At 35.4% G+C, this 20,506-nt stretch carries 11 protein-coding genes; all 11 read left to right on the top strand.

The annotated features are described in order from the left end of the window. Positions 1-19 precede the first annotated feature (19 nt). Positions 20-2,953 carry a translation initiation factor IF-2 gene (gene infB, locus RT037_RS00900; protein WP_313027179.1) on the top strand — a complete coding sequence of 978 codons (2,934 nt, stop codon included), beginning with the start codon at positions 20-22 and terminating at the stop codon, positions 2,951-2,953. A 223-nt stretch (positions 2,954-3,176) separates the two neighbouring features. Beyond that, positions 3,177-6,017 (top strand): SusC/RagA family TonB-linked outer membrane protein, encoded by a 2,841-nt coding sequence (locus RT037_RS00895; RefSeq protein WP_313027176.1) that lies wholly within the window; start codon positions 3,177-3,179, stop codon positions 6,015-6,017. Positions 6,018-6,039: 22 nt separating this feature from the next. Continuing rightward, positions 6,040-7,512 (top strand): RagB/SusD family nutrient uptake outer membrane protein, encoded by a 1,473-nt coding sequence (locus RT037_RS00890; protein WP_313027173.1) that lies wholly within the window; start codon positions 6,040-6,042, stop codon positions 7,510-7,512. A gap of 83 nt (positions 7,513-7,595) precedes the next feature. Continuing rightward, positions 7,596-8,924 carry a T9SS type A sorting domain-containing protein gene (locus RT037_RS00885; protein WP_313027171.1) on the top strand — a complete coding sequence of 443 codons (1,329 nt, stop codon included), beginning with the start codon at positions 7,596-7,598 and terminating at the stop codon, positions 8,922-8,924. 137 nt (positions 8,925-9,061) lie between these two features. Further along, the gene (locus RT037_RS00880) at positions 9,062-11,878 is read left to right on the top strand and encodes a SusC/RagA family TonB-linked outer membrane protein (RefSeq protein ID WP_313027168.1); all 2,817 of its coding nucleotides are present in this window, start codon (positions 9,062-9,064) and stop codon (positions 11,876-11,878) included. A 67-nt stretch (positions 11,879-11,945) separates the two neighbouring features. Next, positions 11,946-13,301, top strand: a complete 1,356-nt coding sequence (locus RT037_RS00875; protein WP_313027165.1) for a RagB/SusD family nutrient uptake outer membrane protein — start codon at positions 11,946-11,948, stop codon at positions 13,299-13,301. An 85-nt stretch (positions 13,302-13,386) separates the two neighbouring features. Further along, positions 13,387-14,064 carry a hypothetical protein gene (locus RT037_RS00870; RefSeq protein WP_313027163.1) on the top strand — a complete coding sequence of 226 codons (678 nt, stop codon included), beginning with the start codon at positions 13,387-13,389 and terminating at the stop codon, positions 14,062-14,064. 40 nt (positions 14,065-14,104) lie between these two features. Beyond that, positions 14,105-16,021, top strand: coding sequence for a putative porin (locus RT037_RS00865; protein ID WP_313027160.1), 1,917 nt, complete (start codon positions 14,105-14,107; stop codon positions 16,019-16,021). A 10-nt stretch (positions 16,022-16,031) separates the two neighbouring features. Then, a complete protein-coding gene (bshC, locus tag RT037_RS00860; protein ID WP_313027157.1) occupies positions 16,032-17,609 on the top strand; it encodes a bacillithiol biosynthesis cysteine-adding enzyme BshC in 1,578 nt (525 codons plus the stop codon). Between the two features lie 31 nt (positions 17,610-17,640). Beyond that, a complete protein-coding gene (locus RT037_RS00855; protein ID WP_313027153.1) occupies positions 17,641-19,593 on the top strand; it encodes a LysM peptidoglycan-binding domain-containing protein in 1,953 nt (650 codons plus the stop codon). Between the two features lie 28 nt (positions 19,594-19,621). Continuing rightward, complete coding sequence (gene fabD / locus RT037_RS00850) at positions 19,622-20,497, top strand: ACP S-malonyltransferase (protein ID WP_313027150.1); 876 nt, start codon at positions 19,622-19,624, stop codon at positions 20,495-20,497. Positions 20,498-20,506 lie beyond the last annotated feature (9 nt).

Here is a 20,506-nt window from a genome sequence, read left to right as displayed (position 1 = left end):
AAAAACAGAACATTTATAAATGCCAAAAATTAGATTAAATAAAGCAGTTAAGGAATTTAATATTTCGATGGGAAGGATGGTAGAATTTCTACAATCTAAAGGCTTCGAAGTAGAGAGTAACCCTAACGCTCAACTAGAAGAAGCGGCATATTCTGCATTAGAAGCTGAGTTCAAAAAAGATGGAGAACAACGTAAAGCTTCTCATGAGGTTGTGATTTCTAAAGTTCCAGAAGAAAAACTGGAAATCGAAGAAAAAGCGCCTGAGGTTATAAGAGCCAAAGCAAACCTAAAACCTGAAACAAAAATTTTAGGTAAGATTGATCTTGATTCTAACAAACCAGTTGTGGAAGAGCCTGCTAGCGAGGTTAAAGCTGAGCCTGTGGTAGAACAACCAAAAGCTGAAGAAGTTAAGAAAGAAGATTCTAAACAAGAATTCAAAGTCTTAGATAAGATTGATTTGTCTCAATTAGAAAACAGAAATCGACCTACAAAAAAGGAAAAACCAGAACCTAAAACTGAAAAGCCAGAAGCATCTAAAAAAGTGGAAACACCAAAAGTAGTTGCCGAAACGCCTAAAGTTGAAGAAAAACCGCTTGCTCCTAAAGAAGAGGTTGTTGATAACAAACCAACTGAAACAACAGAAGATAGCGAGCCTCAAAAAATTGAAACAGTTTATCAAAAACTGGATGGACCTAAAATCCTTAAGCAAACGGTTGACTTATCTCAATTTGCTCCAAAACCTAAATCTTCAAATGCTGGTGGTCCTAATGCTGCTAAGAAGAAAAGAAAGCGTATAGAAAAACCTGGGCAACCCGGAGCTAACAATAACCAACAAGGCGGTAACAATAATAACAACCAAGGCGGAGGTAATAATAACCAAGGTCAAGGTGGTAACCGTTTTGGTAATAACAATAACCGTGGAGGTCAAGGTGGTAACAACCAAGGCGGAAATCGTCCAGGCGGTAACAACCAAGGTGGTAATCGTGGAGGTAACAATCGTGGAGGTAACAACCGAGGCGGCGGACAAAGAGTTATGCCGGTTGAGTTAACGGATGAGCAAGTTAAAAATCAAATTAAAGAGACTTTAGAAAAGCTGACCAATAAAGGCGGTAAAAATAAAGGCGCTAAACATAGAAAAGATAAACGTAACTGGAGAAGAGAGCAAGACGAACTTCAACAAGAACGTGATGCTCAAGATACAACACTTAAAGTAACAGAATTTATTACTGTTAATGAGTTAGCAAGTTTAATGAATGTTAGCCCAACTGAGGTTATCTCTGCTTGTTTCTCACTAGGTGTTATGGTTACGATGAACCAACGTCTAGAAGCGGATACTTTAACATTGGTTGCTGACGAATTCGGTTATAAAATTGAATTCTCTGATGCTGACTTGGAAGAAAACTTAGATGAGGAAACGCCAGATGCAGAAGAAGATCTTATTCCAAGAGCGCCAATTGTAACCGTAATGGGACACGTTGACCACGGTAAAACGTCATTATTGGATTACATCCGTAAAGCAAATGTTATTGCAGGAGAATCTGGAGGTATTACACAGCACATCGGTGCTTACAATGTTAAGCTAGAAGGTGGACAACGTATTACATTCTTAGATACACCTGGTCACGAGGCCTTTACAGCGATGAGAGCGCGTGGTGCACAAGTTACCGATATTGTAATTATCGTAATTGCAGCGGATGACGACGTGATGCCACAAACTAAAGAAGCTATTGCGCACGCACAGGCTGCTGGTGTACCAATGATTATCGCACTTAACAAGGTTGATAAACCAAATGCTAACCCAGATAACATTCGTCAACAATTATCAGGTATGAATATCTTGGTAGAAGAATGGGGTGGTAACATCCAGTCTCAAGAGATTTCGGCGAAGTTTGGTAACAACGTAGACGCATTGTTGGAGAAAGTTTTATTACAGGCAGAAATGCTTGAATTAAAAGCGAATCCTAATCGTGCAGCAAACGGTGTTGTTATCGAAGCAGCTCTAGATAAAGGTAGAGGTTATGTTTCTACAATCTTGGTTCAGAATGGTACGCTTAAGGTAGGTGACTATATTCTTGCAGGTAAAAATCACGGTAAGGTTAAAGCAATGCTTGATGAAAGAGGAAAACCCATGCAGGCCGCTGGTCCATCAATTCCTGTAACTATTTTAGGTTTAGATGGTGCACCAACTGCAGGTGATAAATTCAGAATTTACGAAGACGAGAAAGAAGCGAAAACTATTGCTACGAAGAGAGAGCAGTTACAAAGAGAGCAAACTTTACGTACTAAAAAACATCTTACTTTGGATGAAATCGGAAGACGTATTGCACTTGGTGAATTTAAAGAACTTAACATTATCCTTAAAGGTGACGTGGATGGTTCGGTAGAGGCATTATCAGATCAGTTACAACAATTATCAACTGAAGAAATTCAGGTTAATATCTTACACTCTGGTGTTGGTCAAATTACAGAAAGTGATATTCTATTAGCAGCGGCATCTGATGCTATTGTTATCGGATTCAACGTTAGAGCAAGTGTAAACGCTAAAGATATTGCGGATAAAGAAGAAGTTGAAATCAGAACTTATTCGATTATCTATGCTGCTATTGATGAGGTTAAAGAAGCGATGGAAGGTATGCTTTCACCAGAAATTAAAGAACAAGTTATCGGTAATGTAGAAATCCGTGAGGTGTTCAAAATTTCTAAAGTAGGTACTATTGCAGGTTGTATGGTATTAACTGGTAAAGTAACTAGAAATTCTAAAATTAGATTGCTTCGTGATGGTATCGTGAAATTTGATGGAGAGCTAGAAAGCTTAAAACGTTTCAAAGACGATGTTAAAGAAGTAACTAAAGGCTACGAATGTGGTCTTAACCTAAAAGGTTATAATGATATTGAAGTTGGTGACATCTTAGAAGTCTACGAAGAAGTAGCAGTTAAGAAGAAACTGAAATAATCAATATTATGTATTGGATAATATACCACTGAGAACTCTCGGTGGTATTTTTTTTGTTTTAATAAACAACCGTTTGATTTAAGAGTAATGTGTCAAAACATTAACTTATAATCTATTATTTTTGTACTTAAATGTTAAAGTTTTAATGGATTTTTAAATTTAATTTGGTGTATTAGGAAAAAATTAACATATTTGTAAACTATAATATCAAATTAGTGTTAATATGAACGTAAAACTACGAGTTTTAAGCGCTGGGGCAGTTTTCTTTATGGGAGCCTCAATGCTAGCACAAAAAAAGAAATCCGATACGGTTACTAATGCTATTGAGGAAGTAGTCATTTTGGGAACTTATGGTATCAAAGAAACACAAGAGCAGAAGGTAGGCTCGTATTCTTTGGTTTCTGCAAAAGCTTTGGAAAAACCAGTTGCAATTTCTGTTGATTTGGCTATTGCTGGACAAGTTTCGGGAGCTGTTATTAGTTCTAACAGTGGGCAACCGGGTTCTAATGCAAAAGTCCTTATTAGAGGGATTAGCAGTTTGACTGGGGACAACCAGCCTCTTTATATTATCGATGGTGTACCAGTAACTTCTGGGGATCAAGCTGGTGTAGCAACTTCTTCTAATGGATTGTCCTTAATCGATCCTTCAGATATTGAATCAGTTGAAGTCCTTAAAGATGGGGCAACGACATCGTTATATGGTTCAAGAGGAGCTTCGGGGGTTATCATTATCAAAACTAAATCTGGTAAAGGTGGTAGAGGTAAATTAACGCTTAATATGGAGTACGGTGTAGGTGGTGTTGCATACGAAAAGTATACGCTTCTCAATGCAGCACAGCAAAAGCAGGCTCTTATTATGGGGTATATGAGTAATGGTGAAAGTCTTGAAAAAGCAACTGCTAGTGCTCAGGGGATTCTTGGTTGGGATGGTAAAACTGATACTGACTGGCAGAAAGCGACTAGGAGATCATCAACAGGATTGTATAAGTATGGTTTGAATTATTCCTTTGGTAATGAGAAGATAAAAGGATATGCATCTATAGGTTCAACAGAACAAGAAGGTATTATCCGTGATGCATTATACAGAAGAATAAACGCAACAGTAAAACTTAATGCTAAATTATCTGATAAGATTAACGTGGCGTTTTCTAACATAATTTCTAGAGGAACACAGTGGGGGCCCTTAGATTATGGGTACTTCGCAAACCCAGTGTTAAGTGCTAGATTTGCATCGCCAACTAGCCCTATCTACAATGCAGATGGATCATATAATTTTAATATTGTAACTTCTGCGGGAGAAGATTTTAACCCAGTAGCAATTCAAAATATCAACAAAAGAAAATCAGCGGTTACTAAAATTCTTTCTTCATTTGGTTTAGATTATAGTATTTTGCCTAATTTGAGATTTTCGACGAATTTGGGTATGGATTATAACTATTATGATGAGTCGGAATATCGTAATCCAGATTTTGGGGATGGTAATAATCCTACACAAGGTATCATAGGACTTGCTCTACAAAGTGATTTTGCTTATACGACTTTGAACTGGTCTAACTTCTTGCACTATGATTGGACAATTAATGACGATCATAAGATTAATGTATCAGCAGGAACTGAGTATACACAGTTGTGGACAAAGCGCTCGCAAGCAGCATCTACAGGCTTCGATAGTGGTCACTATGAACAGAATAATCTACAATGGGGACCAACACCTTACATGGCTTGGTCATACAACGAGTCAAGTCACTTGATAGGTTTAATCGGTCGTGCTTCATATGGATACAAAGATTTATTCAATGTAATGGGATCTTTTAGAAGGGATAAATACTCTCACTTTGGTGCTGACAAAAAAGAAGGGAACTTCTGGGCTACTGGTGCTAATGTAAACTTGCACAAGATTGGAAATATTGGAAATTATTTCAATGAATTGAAAGTACGTGCCAGTTATGGTGAGGTAGGGAATATAGGAAACATTCAATACCTTAGTAAGCCGACTCTCGGAGTGGCTACATATATGCTTGAGAACGGTATGGCGATTAATAATCCTGGAAATACAGAGTTAGGTTGGGAAACATCAAAAAAGTATAATATAGGTTTAGATTTAGGCTTTGTTCAAAATAGACTTAAGTTATCATTTGATGTCTATAAGAATATTGTTTTAGATCAGTTAACTACTCAGGTTCCTAACGCGCCATCAACTGGTTTTGGTAATCTTGTAGGTAATGCGCTTGAGCATGAGTCTAAAGGTGTTGAATCAACTATCTCTTATGATGTCTTTAGAAAAGGAGATTTTAACTGGTCTATTAATGCTAACTACGGATATAATAAATCAGTTGTTACTAAAATTTTAGGACCATACGTCGGCGTTGAGGGATTTAAACGTTTTATGGTTGGGCACAATCCTACTGAGTGGTTCTTAGCACATTATGCTGGTGTTAATAGTACTAATGGAGATGCTCAATGGTACACAAACGCTACACATACTGCGTTGAGTAATGGTTCTGGCACTAGTGCATCAATCGTTTCCGATTTTACAGGGAAGAATGCTTTACCAGCGCATACAGCTGGATTAACAAACTCATTTAGTTATAAGAATTTTAGCTTAAGTTTCTTATTAACCTATCAAGGGGATTTCTACGTGTATGATCTGTGGGGAAGATATATGGATAATGATGGACAAGGTGTTAAAGACAATCAAGTAGTTGATGTTCTTAATGCTTGGACGCCAACTAATACGGGAGCCACTAGACCGCAATTTAGAGCTGGTAATACGGTAACTAAATACCACTCAACACGTTATTTGTATAAAGGGGATAATATCAAATTGAAAAGTGCTGAATTAGGATATAAATTAAATAAAGATCAATTAAAGATTGACGGTATTAATAATGTTTATATGTATGTTAGAGGGGTTAACTTATTGACATTTGCATTTGACAAAAATTTACCTTTCGATCCAGAATCTAACAGTAACCACATGGGGACTATAGGTGGTATGGGATTATACGATCAAACAATGCCATTGATGAGACAATTTATGGTTGGTGCAACGATTGATTTCTAATTAAATTCTAACAACAATTACAATGAAAAATAAAATTATATTATCATTATTTTTAGGCTCTTTATTATTTTCGTGCTCAGACAGCATGTTCGAAGAAAATTATTCTGAAGCTGGTTTAATAGTAGTGGATCAAAATGCCCTAAAGAATAATGCCGATTTAGAAAGATCGATAAAAGGTCTATATTCAAAATTATCTAATACAAGTGGTTTTGGAGGAGATCATTTTACATATCAAGAACTTACGGGTGATATAGGTTTTGTATCACAATCTAATTCAGGATATTTTGTAGGTACTAATGGAGGTACACACATTCAAGTAGAAGGCGGTGCTGGTGGTGGACTTTGGAATGCTTTCTATAATACTATTGCAAATGCTAACTTTGTGTTAGGTTTTGAAGGAAAAATACCTGAAGATGAAAATGCAATTCATAAAAATGGAGAGTTGTTTGCTCATGCCAAAATTATCAGAGCTTATAACTATATGGCTTTGTTGACTTATTTTTCTCCTAACTATGGTGAAGGAGATCAATCTTTAGGCGTACCATATCCAACAACCTATGACATTAAAGCGAAATTACCTCGTGAATCTGTCGGTAAGGTAATTGATAATGTTATTGGAGATTTGGAGTCTACATTGTCTTATTTCGAAGCTAATGATATTATTGGAGAGATTTATTCGAAAAAGAATTCCTTTAGTCCATTGGCGGTTAAGTTGTTGCTTGCGAGAGCTTATCTGTTCAAAAAAGATTATGCCAAAGCAGAGCAGTACGCACAAAAGGTTATTGATGATGGAAGTGTTGCTTTCTTAGGAAGAGGAGCAGCTTCTCAATTTTTTAACAGTGGAGAAGAATCATCTGATGAGACAATTTTCCAACTAGAGTTTAACTCTGTTACACCACAAGGCTTAACAGATTATTGGGGAACTAACTCCCGTTATACCCAAAACTTTATGGCACGTGCCTTTTGGAACATTGCAAACCCTCCGGGAGTTACAGTAACGCCTGCAACAAGGGATGTAAGAGCATATAGCTGGTATATGACTAATGCTACTGTAGAATCTTCAAAGTATCCAGATAATCCTAAACCTATTGATGTTAGAAAGTACTTGTCAGGATCGAGAGACTTGATACAATTGAGAAAGTCTGAAGCAATTTTTATTAAGGCTGAAGCGCAGTTTCACAGTAATCCAAGTTTAGCTTCTCAAACCGTTACAACATGGGTTAAGGACAAACGATTCCCTGCTTATGTACCAAGTGTTACTAATGGGCCAGAAGTATTGAAGGAGATTCTTACTCAGAAAGCTTATGAGTTTTTCTTAGAGGGCCTTCGTTTTTCTGATCTTAAGAGAAATAATATGACCATTAGCAAGTATCAAACTAACTCAACAGGTCAACCATTAACGGTAATTCCTGCTGGTGATAGAAGATTTATTTGGCCAATTCCTTATAGTGAAATCCAAAATAATCCAAATATCAAACAGGCTCCAGGTTATTAAACTTTATTTTTACGGAATGATTAACAGTTATTCCGTAAAAAACATTTATATTTATAACATTAATATCAATAAAATTTATTATTATGAAAAAATTATTATTTTCTTTAGGCGCTCTTGCGATTGCAGGAATTTCTTTTGCACAAACAGCACCAGGATGGGACGGGATGCAAACACAAGCACCAGCATTGCATTATCCGTATGCAATGACAGTAATTGATGCTAATACAGTTTGGTTTGCAGATCATGCAGCAACAGCAGCTACTGATCAAGGTAAATATACTACAAGAACGACTGATGGAGGAGCTACTTGGACTTCCAATGTTATTGCAGGAGTGCCTTCAGCAGCTACTATTGGAGACTTTAGTGCGGCAACTGCTACTACCGCATGGGTAGTAACTTCTGGATCAGGTTCTCAAAACGGTGTTTGGAAGACAACTAACGGAGGGACATCTTGGACTAAGCAAACTTCTGCAGCTTACGGATCTGCATCTTTTGCTAATATAGTTCATTTCTGGAACGAAAACGAAGGTATCTCGGCTGGAGATCCTGTTGGTAACGTTTTTGAAATGTATAAAACAACAAATGGTGGTACTAACTGGACTAAATTGACATCAGCTCCAGCTTCTGCGGGTGATTTTGGATATACACATGTTAGATTTGTACAAGGAAATAATATTTGGATGGGTACAGATACAGGACGTATTTTGTATTCACCAGATAAAGGAACTTCTTGGCAAGCTTGGCAAAGTCCAGCAATCGACTTTGGAGGTGTTACAACTGCGGGGAGTTCGGCATATTTAGCATTTAAAGACTCTACTAACGGATTACTTCAAACGAATGATAATGGTGTAATTGGTCTTTGGAAGACATCTGACAGTGGTGCTAACTGGACGGAAATATTCCCCACAGGTAATTTTTATGGGTCAAGTATAGCATATGTTCCAGGCACAGATAATACTTATGTTTCTACAGGAGATAGTTCTTCGTACTCTACAGACGGTGGTCATACATGGATAGATATGACTTACCCAGCAGGCGAGGCAAATTATTCTTCTGGTGCAATACAATTCGTTAGTCCTACAGTTGGTTACATGGGGGGAATGAGCCAAGCTCAACTTGCAGAAGGACCTGTTAGTGCAATTTATAAATTTAAAGGACAATTCTTGGCTGTTAACGATGTTAATGCTTCTAAGGCTAAGTTGACTATTGCTAACAACCCAGTTGGTGATAAAGTTGAATTAAAATCTACTAAAGAAATTGCAACTGCTACTGTTATTGATATGGCTGGTAAGGCTATTAAGAGAGAAAATGCTGCAACTTTCAATGTATCTAACTTATCAAAAGGTACTTATATTATCCAAGTTAAGTATACAGATGGAAGTTTCGAAAATACTAAAATGATTAAGAAATAATTAGTATTTCAATAATAGATGAAGCCACCAAATATTATGTTTGGTGGCTTTTCATTTTACTATTGAATAGTTAAAAATTTGGTCATGTTAAATATTATTAACATATTTGCATCGAGTAAATATTAAATAGTGTTAATATGAATGTAAAATTAAAAGTGTTAACTGCTGGGGTGTTGTTTTTTACAGGACAAGCAGCTTTTGCACAACAAAAAGCTAAAGATACTACTTCTACAAAAGAGATTGAAGAGGTAGTTATTGTTGGTTTTGGTCAAAAGAAGACCGTTCAAGAATTGACAGGTTCTGCTAGTGTAATGTCTGCTAAGTCTATAGAGGATATACCAGTAGCTTCTGTTGATAAAATGTTACAAGGACGTGTAACTGGGGTGCAAACTGGTAATGCATCCGGACAGCCCGGGGGTATGGCTAATGTAAGAGTTAGAGGTATCTCTTCTATTAATGGTGTAACTTCTCCTATTTATATCGTTGATGGTGTAAGGGTAGCGAATGGAGATTTAACAACAAGAAGTACTACCGCAAATATCTTGGCGAATCTTAATCCTGATGATGTTGAGTCAATTACGGTGTTGAAAGACGCTGTATCAACTGCGGTTTATGGTGCAGATGCTGGTGCTGGTGTAATTGTTATTACAACGAAATCAGGTAAGAAGGGTAAGCCGAGATTCAATTTTTCTTATAATAGTGGTGTTAACCAACAAGCTGTTGATGGACATAGACAATTTACAGGTGAAGAGTATAAAATCTATTTAAGAGATCAGGTTAACAACTATCTTGGTAAAGATTTGTCAATTGAAGATATTGCAAATGGAGCTGTAAATTCAACTTTTACTAATGTTTTTAAGTCTCCATACAGTACGGATTGGCAAAGTATCGTAAGAAAGGATGGTTATCAACAAAATGCTGACTTTAGTATTAGTGGTGGTAGCGATAAATTTACTTACTATGCGTCAGCCAACATGTTTGACCAAAATAGTATTATTAGAAACTCTTTCTTTAAAAGACTTTCTTATACTACCAAATTAACATATCAAGCTACTGATAAATTAAAGATTAGTACTGACTTCCAAATTTCTCATTCTAAGACAAGATCGTTGTCTGATGGAGGAGCATTCTCTAACCCGATTTTAGCTCAGTATTTTAACAGACCAACAGATCCTGCTAAAAATGCCGATGGTAGTTGGTATTGGAGTCCTTCAACAATGAGATTGAGTAATAACCAATTTAACCCTGGTTATCTATTGGAGAAAAACTACATGCAAGCTGGTACGCTAAGAGCTTTTGCTAATCTTAGTGCAGAGTATAAGATTCTAAAAAATCTTACATACCGTTTTGTTTTTTCGCCTGAGTATGTTAATGTAGAAGAAAATCAGTATTGGAATCCACTACATGGTGATGGATATGGATATGGAGGTTATAAAAGAGAGTCTATTAATAGATTTTTCAATTTCAATGTTCAGAATATCTTAGATTATTCTCAAAAATTTGGAATGCATAATATTGGCGCTTCATTAATCCAAGAGGCATACAAGTCTGATAGAAAATTCCTAAGAGCAACAGGTATAACTGTTGGTACTCCTGAATTAGAGTCACTTACTAATTTTGTTGTACCTTACGGTTATGAAGGAGCATTGAGTATTTCTTCAAGATATGGTTATGCGGCTACTGCTCATTATGATTATGATAAGTTAGTATTGATTGATGCATCATATAGAAGAGATGTATTATCACAGTTTTTACCAGGTAAAAAAGCGGGTAATTTTTGGTCTGTTGGTTTAGGTGTTGATTTAGCAAGAGTTAATTTCTTCAAAGAAATTGATGCAATATCAATGCTTAAGCTTAGAGGTTCTTATGGTAAGTTAGGTAACCAAGTTACAGCTAATCCATATGCTCTTTATGCTTATTCTACAAACTATAATGACTACGCTGCTGCAACTTATTCAGGTGTTCTTAATCCTAATTTATCATGGGAAACAGTTAATCCATTTAACGTTGGACTTGATATAGGGCTATTTAGAGATAGAGTAAAAGTTTCAGCAGAATATTATAACAAAAAGACAAAAGATCTTATTTATAACCTTCCATTGTCAGGAGCTCAAGGTTTAACATCTTATGTTGATAATATTGGGACATTAGTTAATAAAGGTTTTGAATTCTCTGTTAATGCTGATGTCTTTAAAGGAGATAGAAATCAATTTAATTGGTCAATTGGTGCTAACCTATCTACACTTAAGAATGAAATTACAGAACTTTATGGAGGAGATGTTAACTCAGGAACTACCACAATTCGTGTAGGTGAGGGGGTTCGTACATTCTATTTGAGAAAATGGGCTGGTGTAGACGCTGCCAATGGTGATCCACTATGGTTCGTTAATGGTGTTGATGGAGAGACAACAAATGATTATAACAAAGCTAAACAAGCTGTACAAGGATCATTCTTGAGTAATGTTTTCGGTGGGGCTAATACATCAATTTCTTATAAAGGATTTAACTTAGACCTACAGTTTACTTATGGATTTGGAGGTAAGATCTATGATGATTGGGCTCAGTACACTTATAGTGATGGACAATATACTATTAACTACCCAGGTTACGGTGATGTAATGGGAGATTATTGGACGCCTACTAATACAGCAGCATCTAATCCAAAGCCAGTATATGGTGGTAACAAATTATCAAATAGAGCATCTACAAGATTCCTATATGATTCTGATTTTATCAGATTGTCAAATGCTAGATTTGGGTATACATTTAATTCTGAGTTCTTAAATGGTTCAGGACTTAATTCAGTACAAGTATATGTTATGGCCAACAATGCATGGACACATACATTTGATGATAGACTGAAATTCGATCCAGAAGTTAACGTATCTGGTTATACTAACCTAAGCTTACCAATTCTTAAGTCTTACTTATTTGGTGTAAATATTAGCTTCTAAAAATTTTAATACAATGAAAAAAACAATAAAAATTGGAATTCTTTCACTAATAGTAGGACTCGGAGCAGTGTCTTGTTCTGATGACTTCGTTGACAGAGAGTTTAATCAAGATGTAATAGTTAGTGATTTAAAAACATCTAATGAAGTGATTGCCTTTACAAGAGGTATATATTCATCGATGAGAGCTACAACTTATTACGGTGCTGACTTTTTAGCTTATTCTGAGATTCGTTCAGATGAAATGTACAGTACATTAGCAGGTGGTTATTATCAAAACGTTTACAACTATACAATGTTGTCTAATGACCCTTATGCGGTTAGTACATATAATCAGATTTATACTGCAATAGCAAAAGCGAATATTGTTATTGGTACCAATATCTCTAGTCTTCAAGGATCAGATGCGGATAGAAGTAATGCATTATTTGCACAAGGTCAAGCATACGGACTAAGAGCAATTGGTTTTTTTGATGCATTTAGATTGTATGGTCAAAAATATATTCCTAATGGAACTTTGGGTATTGTATTACCTATTAAATATGACCCAAAAGCAGTGATGCCTAGAGCAACAATTGCTGAAACTGAAGCACAAATTGAAGCCGATTTTACAAAAGCTCTTCAATTGATGACTGCAGGAGTTAACTTTGTGGGAGCAAGTAATAAAACTGAACTTTCCATTAATGCTCTTAAAGGGATGATGTCTAGATATTACCTATATAAAGGAGATTATGCTAAGGTTAGATCTTTAACTAATGACTTGATCGGGAAATATTCTGTTGCGACACAAGATTTACATCAGGTATCTTTCCAATTCGTAATGAATGGTGCTGCTCCTAACTCAATTTTCGAATTAGCAGTTGGTATCAATTCTTCGTTGTCTACTGGATCATACCGTCAAAGACTTAACCAATTGGGTTATGGTAATATTGCTGTTTCAGCTAGTGCTTTTGACGCTTATACAACTAATGACATCAGAAAGAAACTTATAACTGTAGTTGGTTCTGGGGCTAGTGCAGTTAGATATTTATCTAACAACAATGGTACTGGTAAATATACTAATACTGTTGGTGCAGATAACATCAAGATGTTACGTTATGAAGAAATTCTACTTAACGGTATTGAAGCTGAATTAAATGGAGGAGACTCTACTAAAGCATTAAATTATTACAATCAAATTGTAACTAATAGAGGTCTTTCAGCAGCAACTTCTGTTGATATGACTATGCTAAAAACTGAAAGAATGAAAGAACTTCTTGGTGAGGGACTTCGTCAATGGGATTTAAGAAGATGGGGGGCAACTATTGCTAGACCAGCAGGTGCATCTACAGATCCTAATCTTAATGCATTCCCAATTCCTCGTGGTGAAACAGATTTGGCTAACTCTCCAATTCTACCTAACCCAGGATATGATAATTCAAAATAATTTTTTTTGAAATATTAAATACTTTAGCCATCTCAATTGAGGTGGCTATTTTTTTTAGATTATATTTGTAAATCAAATTACTTTTATGAAAAAGATTTTTTTTGCAGTTGTAATGATTGCTTCACAAATGACATTTGCACAAGCGGGTAACGAGAATGTTTCATTTTCGACAGGTAATTTTTTTACCAGAGCTAACCGACCATCATCAAAAGACTATGTCATTGACGGATCTCCTTACACATCAAGTAAAGATTTTGCTAAAGTTATAATTGCTAATTATAGTAAAGATGTTCAACCCTTGCGTTATAATGCATATGAAGATGAAATGGAGTTCTCTCAAAATAACGAGACGTTTTTCGCAAATAAAGAGGAAGGATTGAAAATTAATTTTCCTGATCTCAAAAAGACTTATGTCTGTCTTAATTATCGTATTGACGATAAAAGTAAGTTGGGATACTTAGTTCTTTTACAAGATGGCACAAAAACTAAATTATATAAACGTGAAAAAGTTGAGTTGCTAAAAGGAGAAAAAAGTCCAAATGCTTATGGTAAAGATGCTAATGATTATTACGCAAAAGAGAAAGATGTTTATTTAATCTATTCAAATAATTCTTATTATAAAATTCCTAAAAATATGAAAGACTTTGTCAGTCTTCCTTTAGACAATAAAGAAAAAATCTCTGACTTCGCCAAGTCTAACAAGATCAATCTTTCAAAGGAAGCTGACTTAATAAAATTAGTTGAGTTTATTAATCAAAACTAATTCATAAAAATCCGTTACTTTTGTATTTCAAAATTTACGAATGAAATACATTCTTTTAATATTACTTTTCGGCGTTCAGTTTTTGTCAGCACAGATTGTTACGACAAAGGACGAAACGAGAAAAAGTGAAGATACTTTGGTTGTGGTTTCGGGGAAGTCAGACTCTCTCGAAATTTTTAAACCTACTATTAACGATTACTTGTATCAAACGCAATTTTCGCAGAAGAAGCTATTTGATACAAGTTTTTCTATTTCGCGATCATACGAATTCACGCAGTTTAACAACCGAGATAATTTTGGGAAAATCCAGTTTTCCAATATAGGCTCAGGATTTCAACCTTTGATTTTTGAAACCAATAAAGAGCAAAATTTGTCCGTGTTGCCAACTAATAAGTCATTTTTTATTCTAGGTTCGGACGATATCAAATATTATGATGTTAAAACGCCAACAGCAACATTTGTGTATCATAACTCGATGCGCAACGGTGCAGCACTTAACTCGACTTATACACAAAATATTGGTAAGAATTTCAATTTTGCGATAGAGTATATGGGGCTTCGTTCGCAAGGTTTGTACAGAAACAGTTTGGCGGCTTCTAACAATACTATTTTTTCGGGGCATTATATTTCTAAAAATAAAAAATACGAAGCTTTCGCGCATTACATTCATCAAAACGTAAACAACGAAGAGAATGGCGGTATTGCTGATCTAAGTGTCTTTTTGAGTGGTGATTCTCGTTTTAAAAACCGACAAAATTTAGAAACAAATTTAGAAGGCGTTACATCGAGACTTTACTATCGTCGCTATTATTTTAGTCACGAGTTTGCGCCTTTGGATCCAGAAAAGTATCCATTCAAATTGCGTCACACGATTTCGCATCAGGGCAACAAGTACTATTTTAATCAAACGGTTGCAGATGATTTTTTCAGTAAAAATGTCATTAAAGGATACAGTTTAAATTCTAAAAAATATTCGGATAATCTTAGTAATACCTTTAGTTTGGTTTGGGACAAAGAGAATTTTAAGCTAGACGCAGGTGTTCGTCATCAGAGTATTACTTTCGGAAACCTTTACCCATCGGATTCTCTAGGAATTCCTGGTAAATTAAAAGAAAATAGATTCGGAGCTTTAGGGAATCTTCAAATTAAACTTTGGAATCGCTTTCAACTCAAATCTTATCTTGAATTTTCTAATGGTAATACGTTCGGGACCTTTCTTAAAACGACAAATTTAGTTGAGTTCGAACCTATTAAAGATTACTTTGTCGATGCGCATTTTAATTTTCAAAGCGCGACACCGAGTTTTAATAACATCCTTAATAGTTCCAACTACGCGAGCTACAACTATTATCTGAGCGATCCAAAAAATCAAAGTGTGACAGAGCTTGGTGCAAAACTGCGACTAAAATGGTTTGACGCTAATATTTATCTCAATTTGGTACGTGTTGATAATTATGCTTATTTTAATAATCAAGGACAGTCTTTACAAGCCAGCGATGCGCTTAATATTACACAAGTTGGTGGTGAAGCGACTTTGCGTTATGGGAAGTTTAACCTTAATGGTCGTCTACATTTTCAAAATGCCATTTCGGGGAAAGACTATTATCCGATGCCAAGCTTTATTGGACGAGCTAATTTGTTTTATCAAACCAAAGCTTTCAAAGATGCAGCGGAAATCCAAGCGGGTATCAAAATGTATTATTTTACCAAGTTTGCATCGCGAGATTACTCGCCGATACTTAACGAATTTATGTTGCCGAATGACAAAGCTTATTCTATCGGAGGACAACCAATTGCTGATGCTTACTTCAATCTAAAAGTTAAAAGAATGTTCTTCTACATCGAAGCGCAACATTTTAACACGACATTTTTACAGAACAAATCTTATACAGCGCCATATTTTCCGATTTATGATTTTCGTCTTAACTTAGGAATCGTTTGGTACTTATTTAGTTAATTTTGGTGTGATGAATATAGCTTTTAATCATATCAAAAATATACCCCAACTCATCAAGGATTTTCTTAACGATGATTTGGGCTTTGCTGGTGACAAGATTTTTAGTCTTGATAATATTTCAAAACAAATAGAATTAAAGCAAAAGTCTTTTCCAAAAGCTAATCGCGAGGTTTTGCATACAAGTTTATCGATGCAGTTGCAATCTTCAAAGTTGACAGATTTGCAAAAGCAGAATCTGGATCTTTTGAAGGATGAAGAGACATTTACGATAACAACAGGACATCAACTTAACCTTTTTACGGGACCTGTTTTTTTTATTTATAAGATTTTGCAAACGATAAAAACTGCAAACTTTTTAAAAGAAAAATTTCCAACTAAAAATTTCGTTCCGATTTTTTGGATGGCTACTGAAGATCATGATTTTGATGAGATTGACCATTTCAAAACCGAAAACCATTTTTATCAAACTAAAGCCAAACAAGGTGGCGCAGTTGGTCGTATAAAAGTTGAAGATCAATTTTTTATTTCTGAGTTTGAGAAGGAGTTTAAAGATTATGTTTTCGGGACAGAGCTTATTCTGATGATGAAAGAAGCTTATAAAGTCGGAAATACTTTTGCCGAAGCAACCCGAATTATTGGACAAAATCTTTTTGCAGATTATGGCTTATTAATGTTGGATGGTGATGATAAAGATCTTAAAACGTTGATGATTCCTACTTTTAAAAAGGAATTATTAAACGAACAACTTTTTAAAACCACAGCAGAAAAACGTCAACTTCTCGAACAAAAATACCATAAAATCCAAGTTAATCCGCGCGAAATAAATCTTTTCTATTTGTCGGAAACACGTAATCGTATTGAAAAAATCGATGGTGTTTACAAGGTTTTGGACACAGACATTAGTTTTTCTGAAGAAGAGATTTTAGAAGAATTAAATAATTTCCCCGAAAAATTTAGTCCAAATGCGGTGCTTCGTCCAGCTTATCAGGAAAGCATTTTACCGAATTTGGCTTATGTTGGTGGTAACGCCGAAATCATGTATTGGTTGGAGCTTCCAGATTTTTTTAATTCTGTAGAACTGCCCTTTCCGATTTTGATTCCTCGAAATTCTTTATTGTTTTTAAATGAAAAAACATTTAAGAAAATTGAAAAATTAAATTTAACAATTGCAGAATTTTTTGAGGATTTTTCGGTTATTATTAAAAAACATTTGGTGGAAAATCATCCGCTTCATGAGCTTTTAATTCAACAAGAAGAAGATTTTAAAAATCGTTTTTCTGTGTTAAAAGACGAAGCTGGTTTAACAGATATTAGTTTTAAAAACCTTGTTGACGCCGAAGAAACACGACAACTAAAATCTTTTAAAAGAATGCAAAAAAGATTGTTGCGGGCAGAGCGGATCAAGCAAGGCGAAAAGCTAAAGCAATATGAAGATTTATTTTTAAAAGTCCATCCTGGCGGAATTTGGCAAGAGCGACAGTTTAATTTTTCTGTTTTTTTCGCCGATGCTGGCCGAGATTGGCTAAAATCTTGTTACGATATGATGAATGTCGAAAAATCAGAATTGATCATTTCACATTTAATTTGAAAGCCTTATTTTTGTAAATATAAATTTCCAGATGATTAAGAAATTCTTTGTTTTATCAGCGTTAGCAACAGTTTTAACAGCAAGTGCACAGGCAACTCACAAGGTTGAACCTAAAGAAACGCCTTATGGTATTGCCAAAAAGTACGGACTAACTGTAGCCGAATTGTACCAACTTAACCCTCAAGTTAAAGATGGTGCGCTTGGTATTGGTGATGTGTTAAAGGTTTCAAAATCTGGAAAAGTTGTGACAACTACAACGACACCAAAAGTTACAACAACGACTTCTACTGCGAAAACGGGAGCGATTATTCTGCAACCAAAACAAACGATTTACGGTATTACAAAACAATATCATATTTCGGAGGCAGATCTTAGAAAATTAAATCCAGATCTAGATTCTCATATGAAAATCGGTGATCAGGTTATTCTTCCTTTGGAAAGTATAAAGAAATATGCCGAAAGTACAGAAGTTGTGGCAAGTACAACAACAACGACCACTTCTACGACGCATCCGACAAAGACTGCAACTGTTGAGTCAAAAGATTTCTACCTTGTAAAGGAAAAAGACAATTATTATAAAATTTCGAGAGCGTTTAACATCACTCAAAAACAATTGTTTGCTTTAAATCCTGGTCTTGAAGATAAAGGTCTTAAAGTGGGTGAGCAAATTAGAGTTGCTGGTGATGCTGTAACGACAACCACAGAAATTGAAGATGTAAAGCCAACTAAAACAACGACAACTACATCAACATCAAACGACAATAATACGACTTCTAATTCGACAAATTATTCAACGAGCAATTCGGATGACTTTATTACTTATACAGTAAAAAGTGGCGATACAGTTTTCGGAATTACAAATCGTTTTAATGTTGATCTAAGCGAATTGTTGGCGCTTAATCCAGATTTGGTTAATGGTCTTCGTGCAGGGATGGTTTTAAAAATTAAAAAACTAGATCCTATGTACAGCAAGAAAAATGGTGATGCTCTTAACGTTGTTATCATGTTGCCATTTGGTTTTGATGCTAATGATAGTAAGTACAGATCGATGGCGTTAGACTTTATGACTGGTGCTAAGTTGGCGATTGAGCGTAATGTTGCTAATGGGATGAATCTTGACATCAAGGTTATTGATGCTGGTAACGAAAATACCTTTAAAAATAGCATTTCGCAAATTAATCAAGATAATACAGATTTAATAATAGGTCCATTTTTTAAAACCAGTGTTTTAGAGGTTTTAGAATTTGTAAAAAATAAAAAAATCCCTGTTGTAGCGCCTTTTGCTAACTCCGAAGATTTATATGATTATAGTAATTTAATAATTGCAGAAACTAACCAAGATGCTTACATCGAGAAGATTGTGAAGGAAGTTGGGCAAGTTTACTCCGATCAAAAAATATACATTGTAGCTGATGATTCTAAAGCAAATGCAAATGCATTGAAAGTAGGTTTAGAAAAATCTCTAAAGAAACCAGAAGTTATTATTGTAAATTCTGCTAACGACATCAAAGCAGACCAAAATATGATGACAGGTCAATCTGCGCCAGTTATTGCGGTATTGGCAAATGATGATGATAATGTTGGGACGGCTTTTGCAAATCGATTAATTGCCTTGTCAAAAGAAGTTACAGGTAACAAAGCATTTAGCATGTTTTATAATTCAACCTTTGAGAAAAAGATGGATGACTTATCACAATCGAGCTTGGTGTATTTGATGGATAAAAAAATTAATACAGAAGGTTCTTTCGAGAAGGAAGTTCTTAAAGATTATAAAACTAAATATTGCAAAACGCCAAGTCGCTACGCTGTTGTAGGATTTGATGTGGTTAATGATATGTTGTCTCGTGAAAATAAAAAAGGCGAGATTTTTAAACAAATTAATAAATCGCAAACGCAATTAGCAACAAAATTCGAATTTACTCGAGCAAAACCAAACGGTGCTTACATTAACACAGGTTACAGAGTGGTAAGATTGGTGCCTTAATAATTAATATAGGAAAGAGTTAATATATATGAAAGCACTTGTATTCCCTGGACAAGGGTCTCAATATGTTGGGATGGGTAAGGAGCTGTATGACGCCCGTAGAGACATCAAAGATTTGATGGATTCTGCAAATGAGATTCTTGGTTTCGATATTCTTAACATCATGTTCGCAGGAACTGATGAAGATCTTAAAAAAACTAAAGTAACACAACCTGCAATTTTTATTCATTCTGTTGCTGGTGTTAAAGCTGCAGATGCTCTTGGTGCGCAGATGGTGGCAGGACATTCACTTGGTGAGTTTTCGGCTTTGGTAGCAAATGGTGTTTTATCTTTTGAAGATGGACTAAAATTGGTGGCAGCTAGAGCAGAAGCTATGCAAGAAGCTTGTGACATCAACCCAAGTTCTATGGCGGCTATTCTAGGTTTAGAAGATAAAGTTGTAGAAGATATTTGTCAATCGATTGATGGTATTGTTGTTCCTGCAAATTACAACTGTCCTGGACAATTGGTAATTTCTGGTGAAACAGCAGCGGTTGAGGCAGCTTGTGTTGCACTAAAAGAAGCTGGAGCTAAAAGAGCTTTGTTGTTGCCAGTTAATGGTGCGTTCCATTCTCCTTTGATGCAACCAGCACAAGAAAAATTGGCGGCAGCTATTGAAAACACAAAGTTTAGAAAAGCGACAATTCCGGTTTATCAAAACATTACGACGACTGCAGTTTCTGATCCATTAGAAATTCAGAAAAATCTTATTGCACAATTGACAGGTCCTGTTAAGTGGACACAAAGTGTACAAAATATGATTAAAGATGGCGCTGAGATGTTTATCGAAGTTGGACCAGGAAAGACTTTACAAGGTCTTATCAAAAAAATTAACCCAGAAGTTTTTGTTTCTTCTGCATTATAATTTAAAAAT

Origin of the sequence: Soonwooa sp. (assembly GCF_032062245.1) — a bacterium.
Lineage (GTDB): Bacteria > Bacteroidota > Bacteroidia > Flavobacteriales > Weeksellaceae > Soonwooa.
The sequence above is the reverse complement of the archived record's forward strand: the minus strand, read 5'-3'. Positions and strand labels throughout refer to the sequence as shown.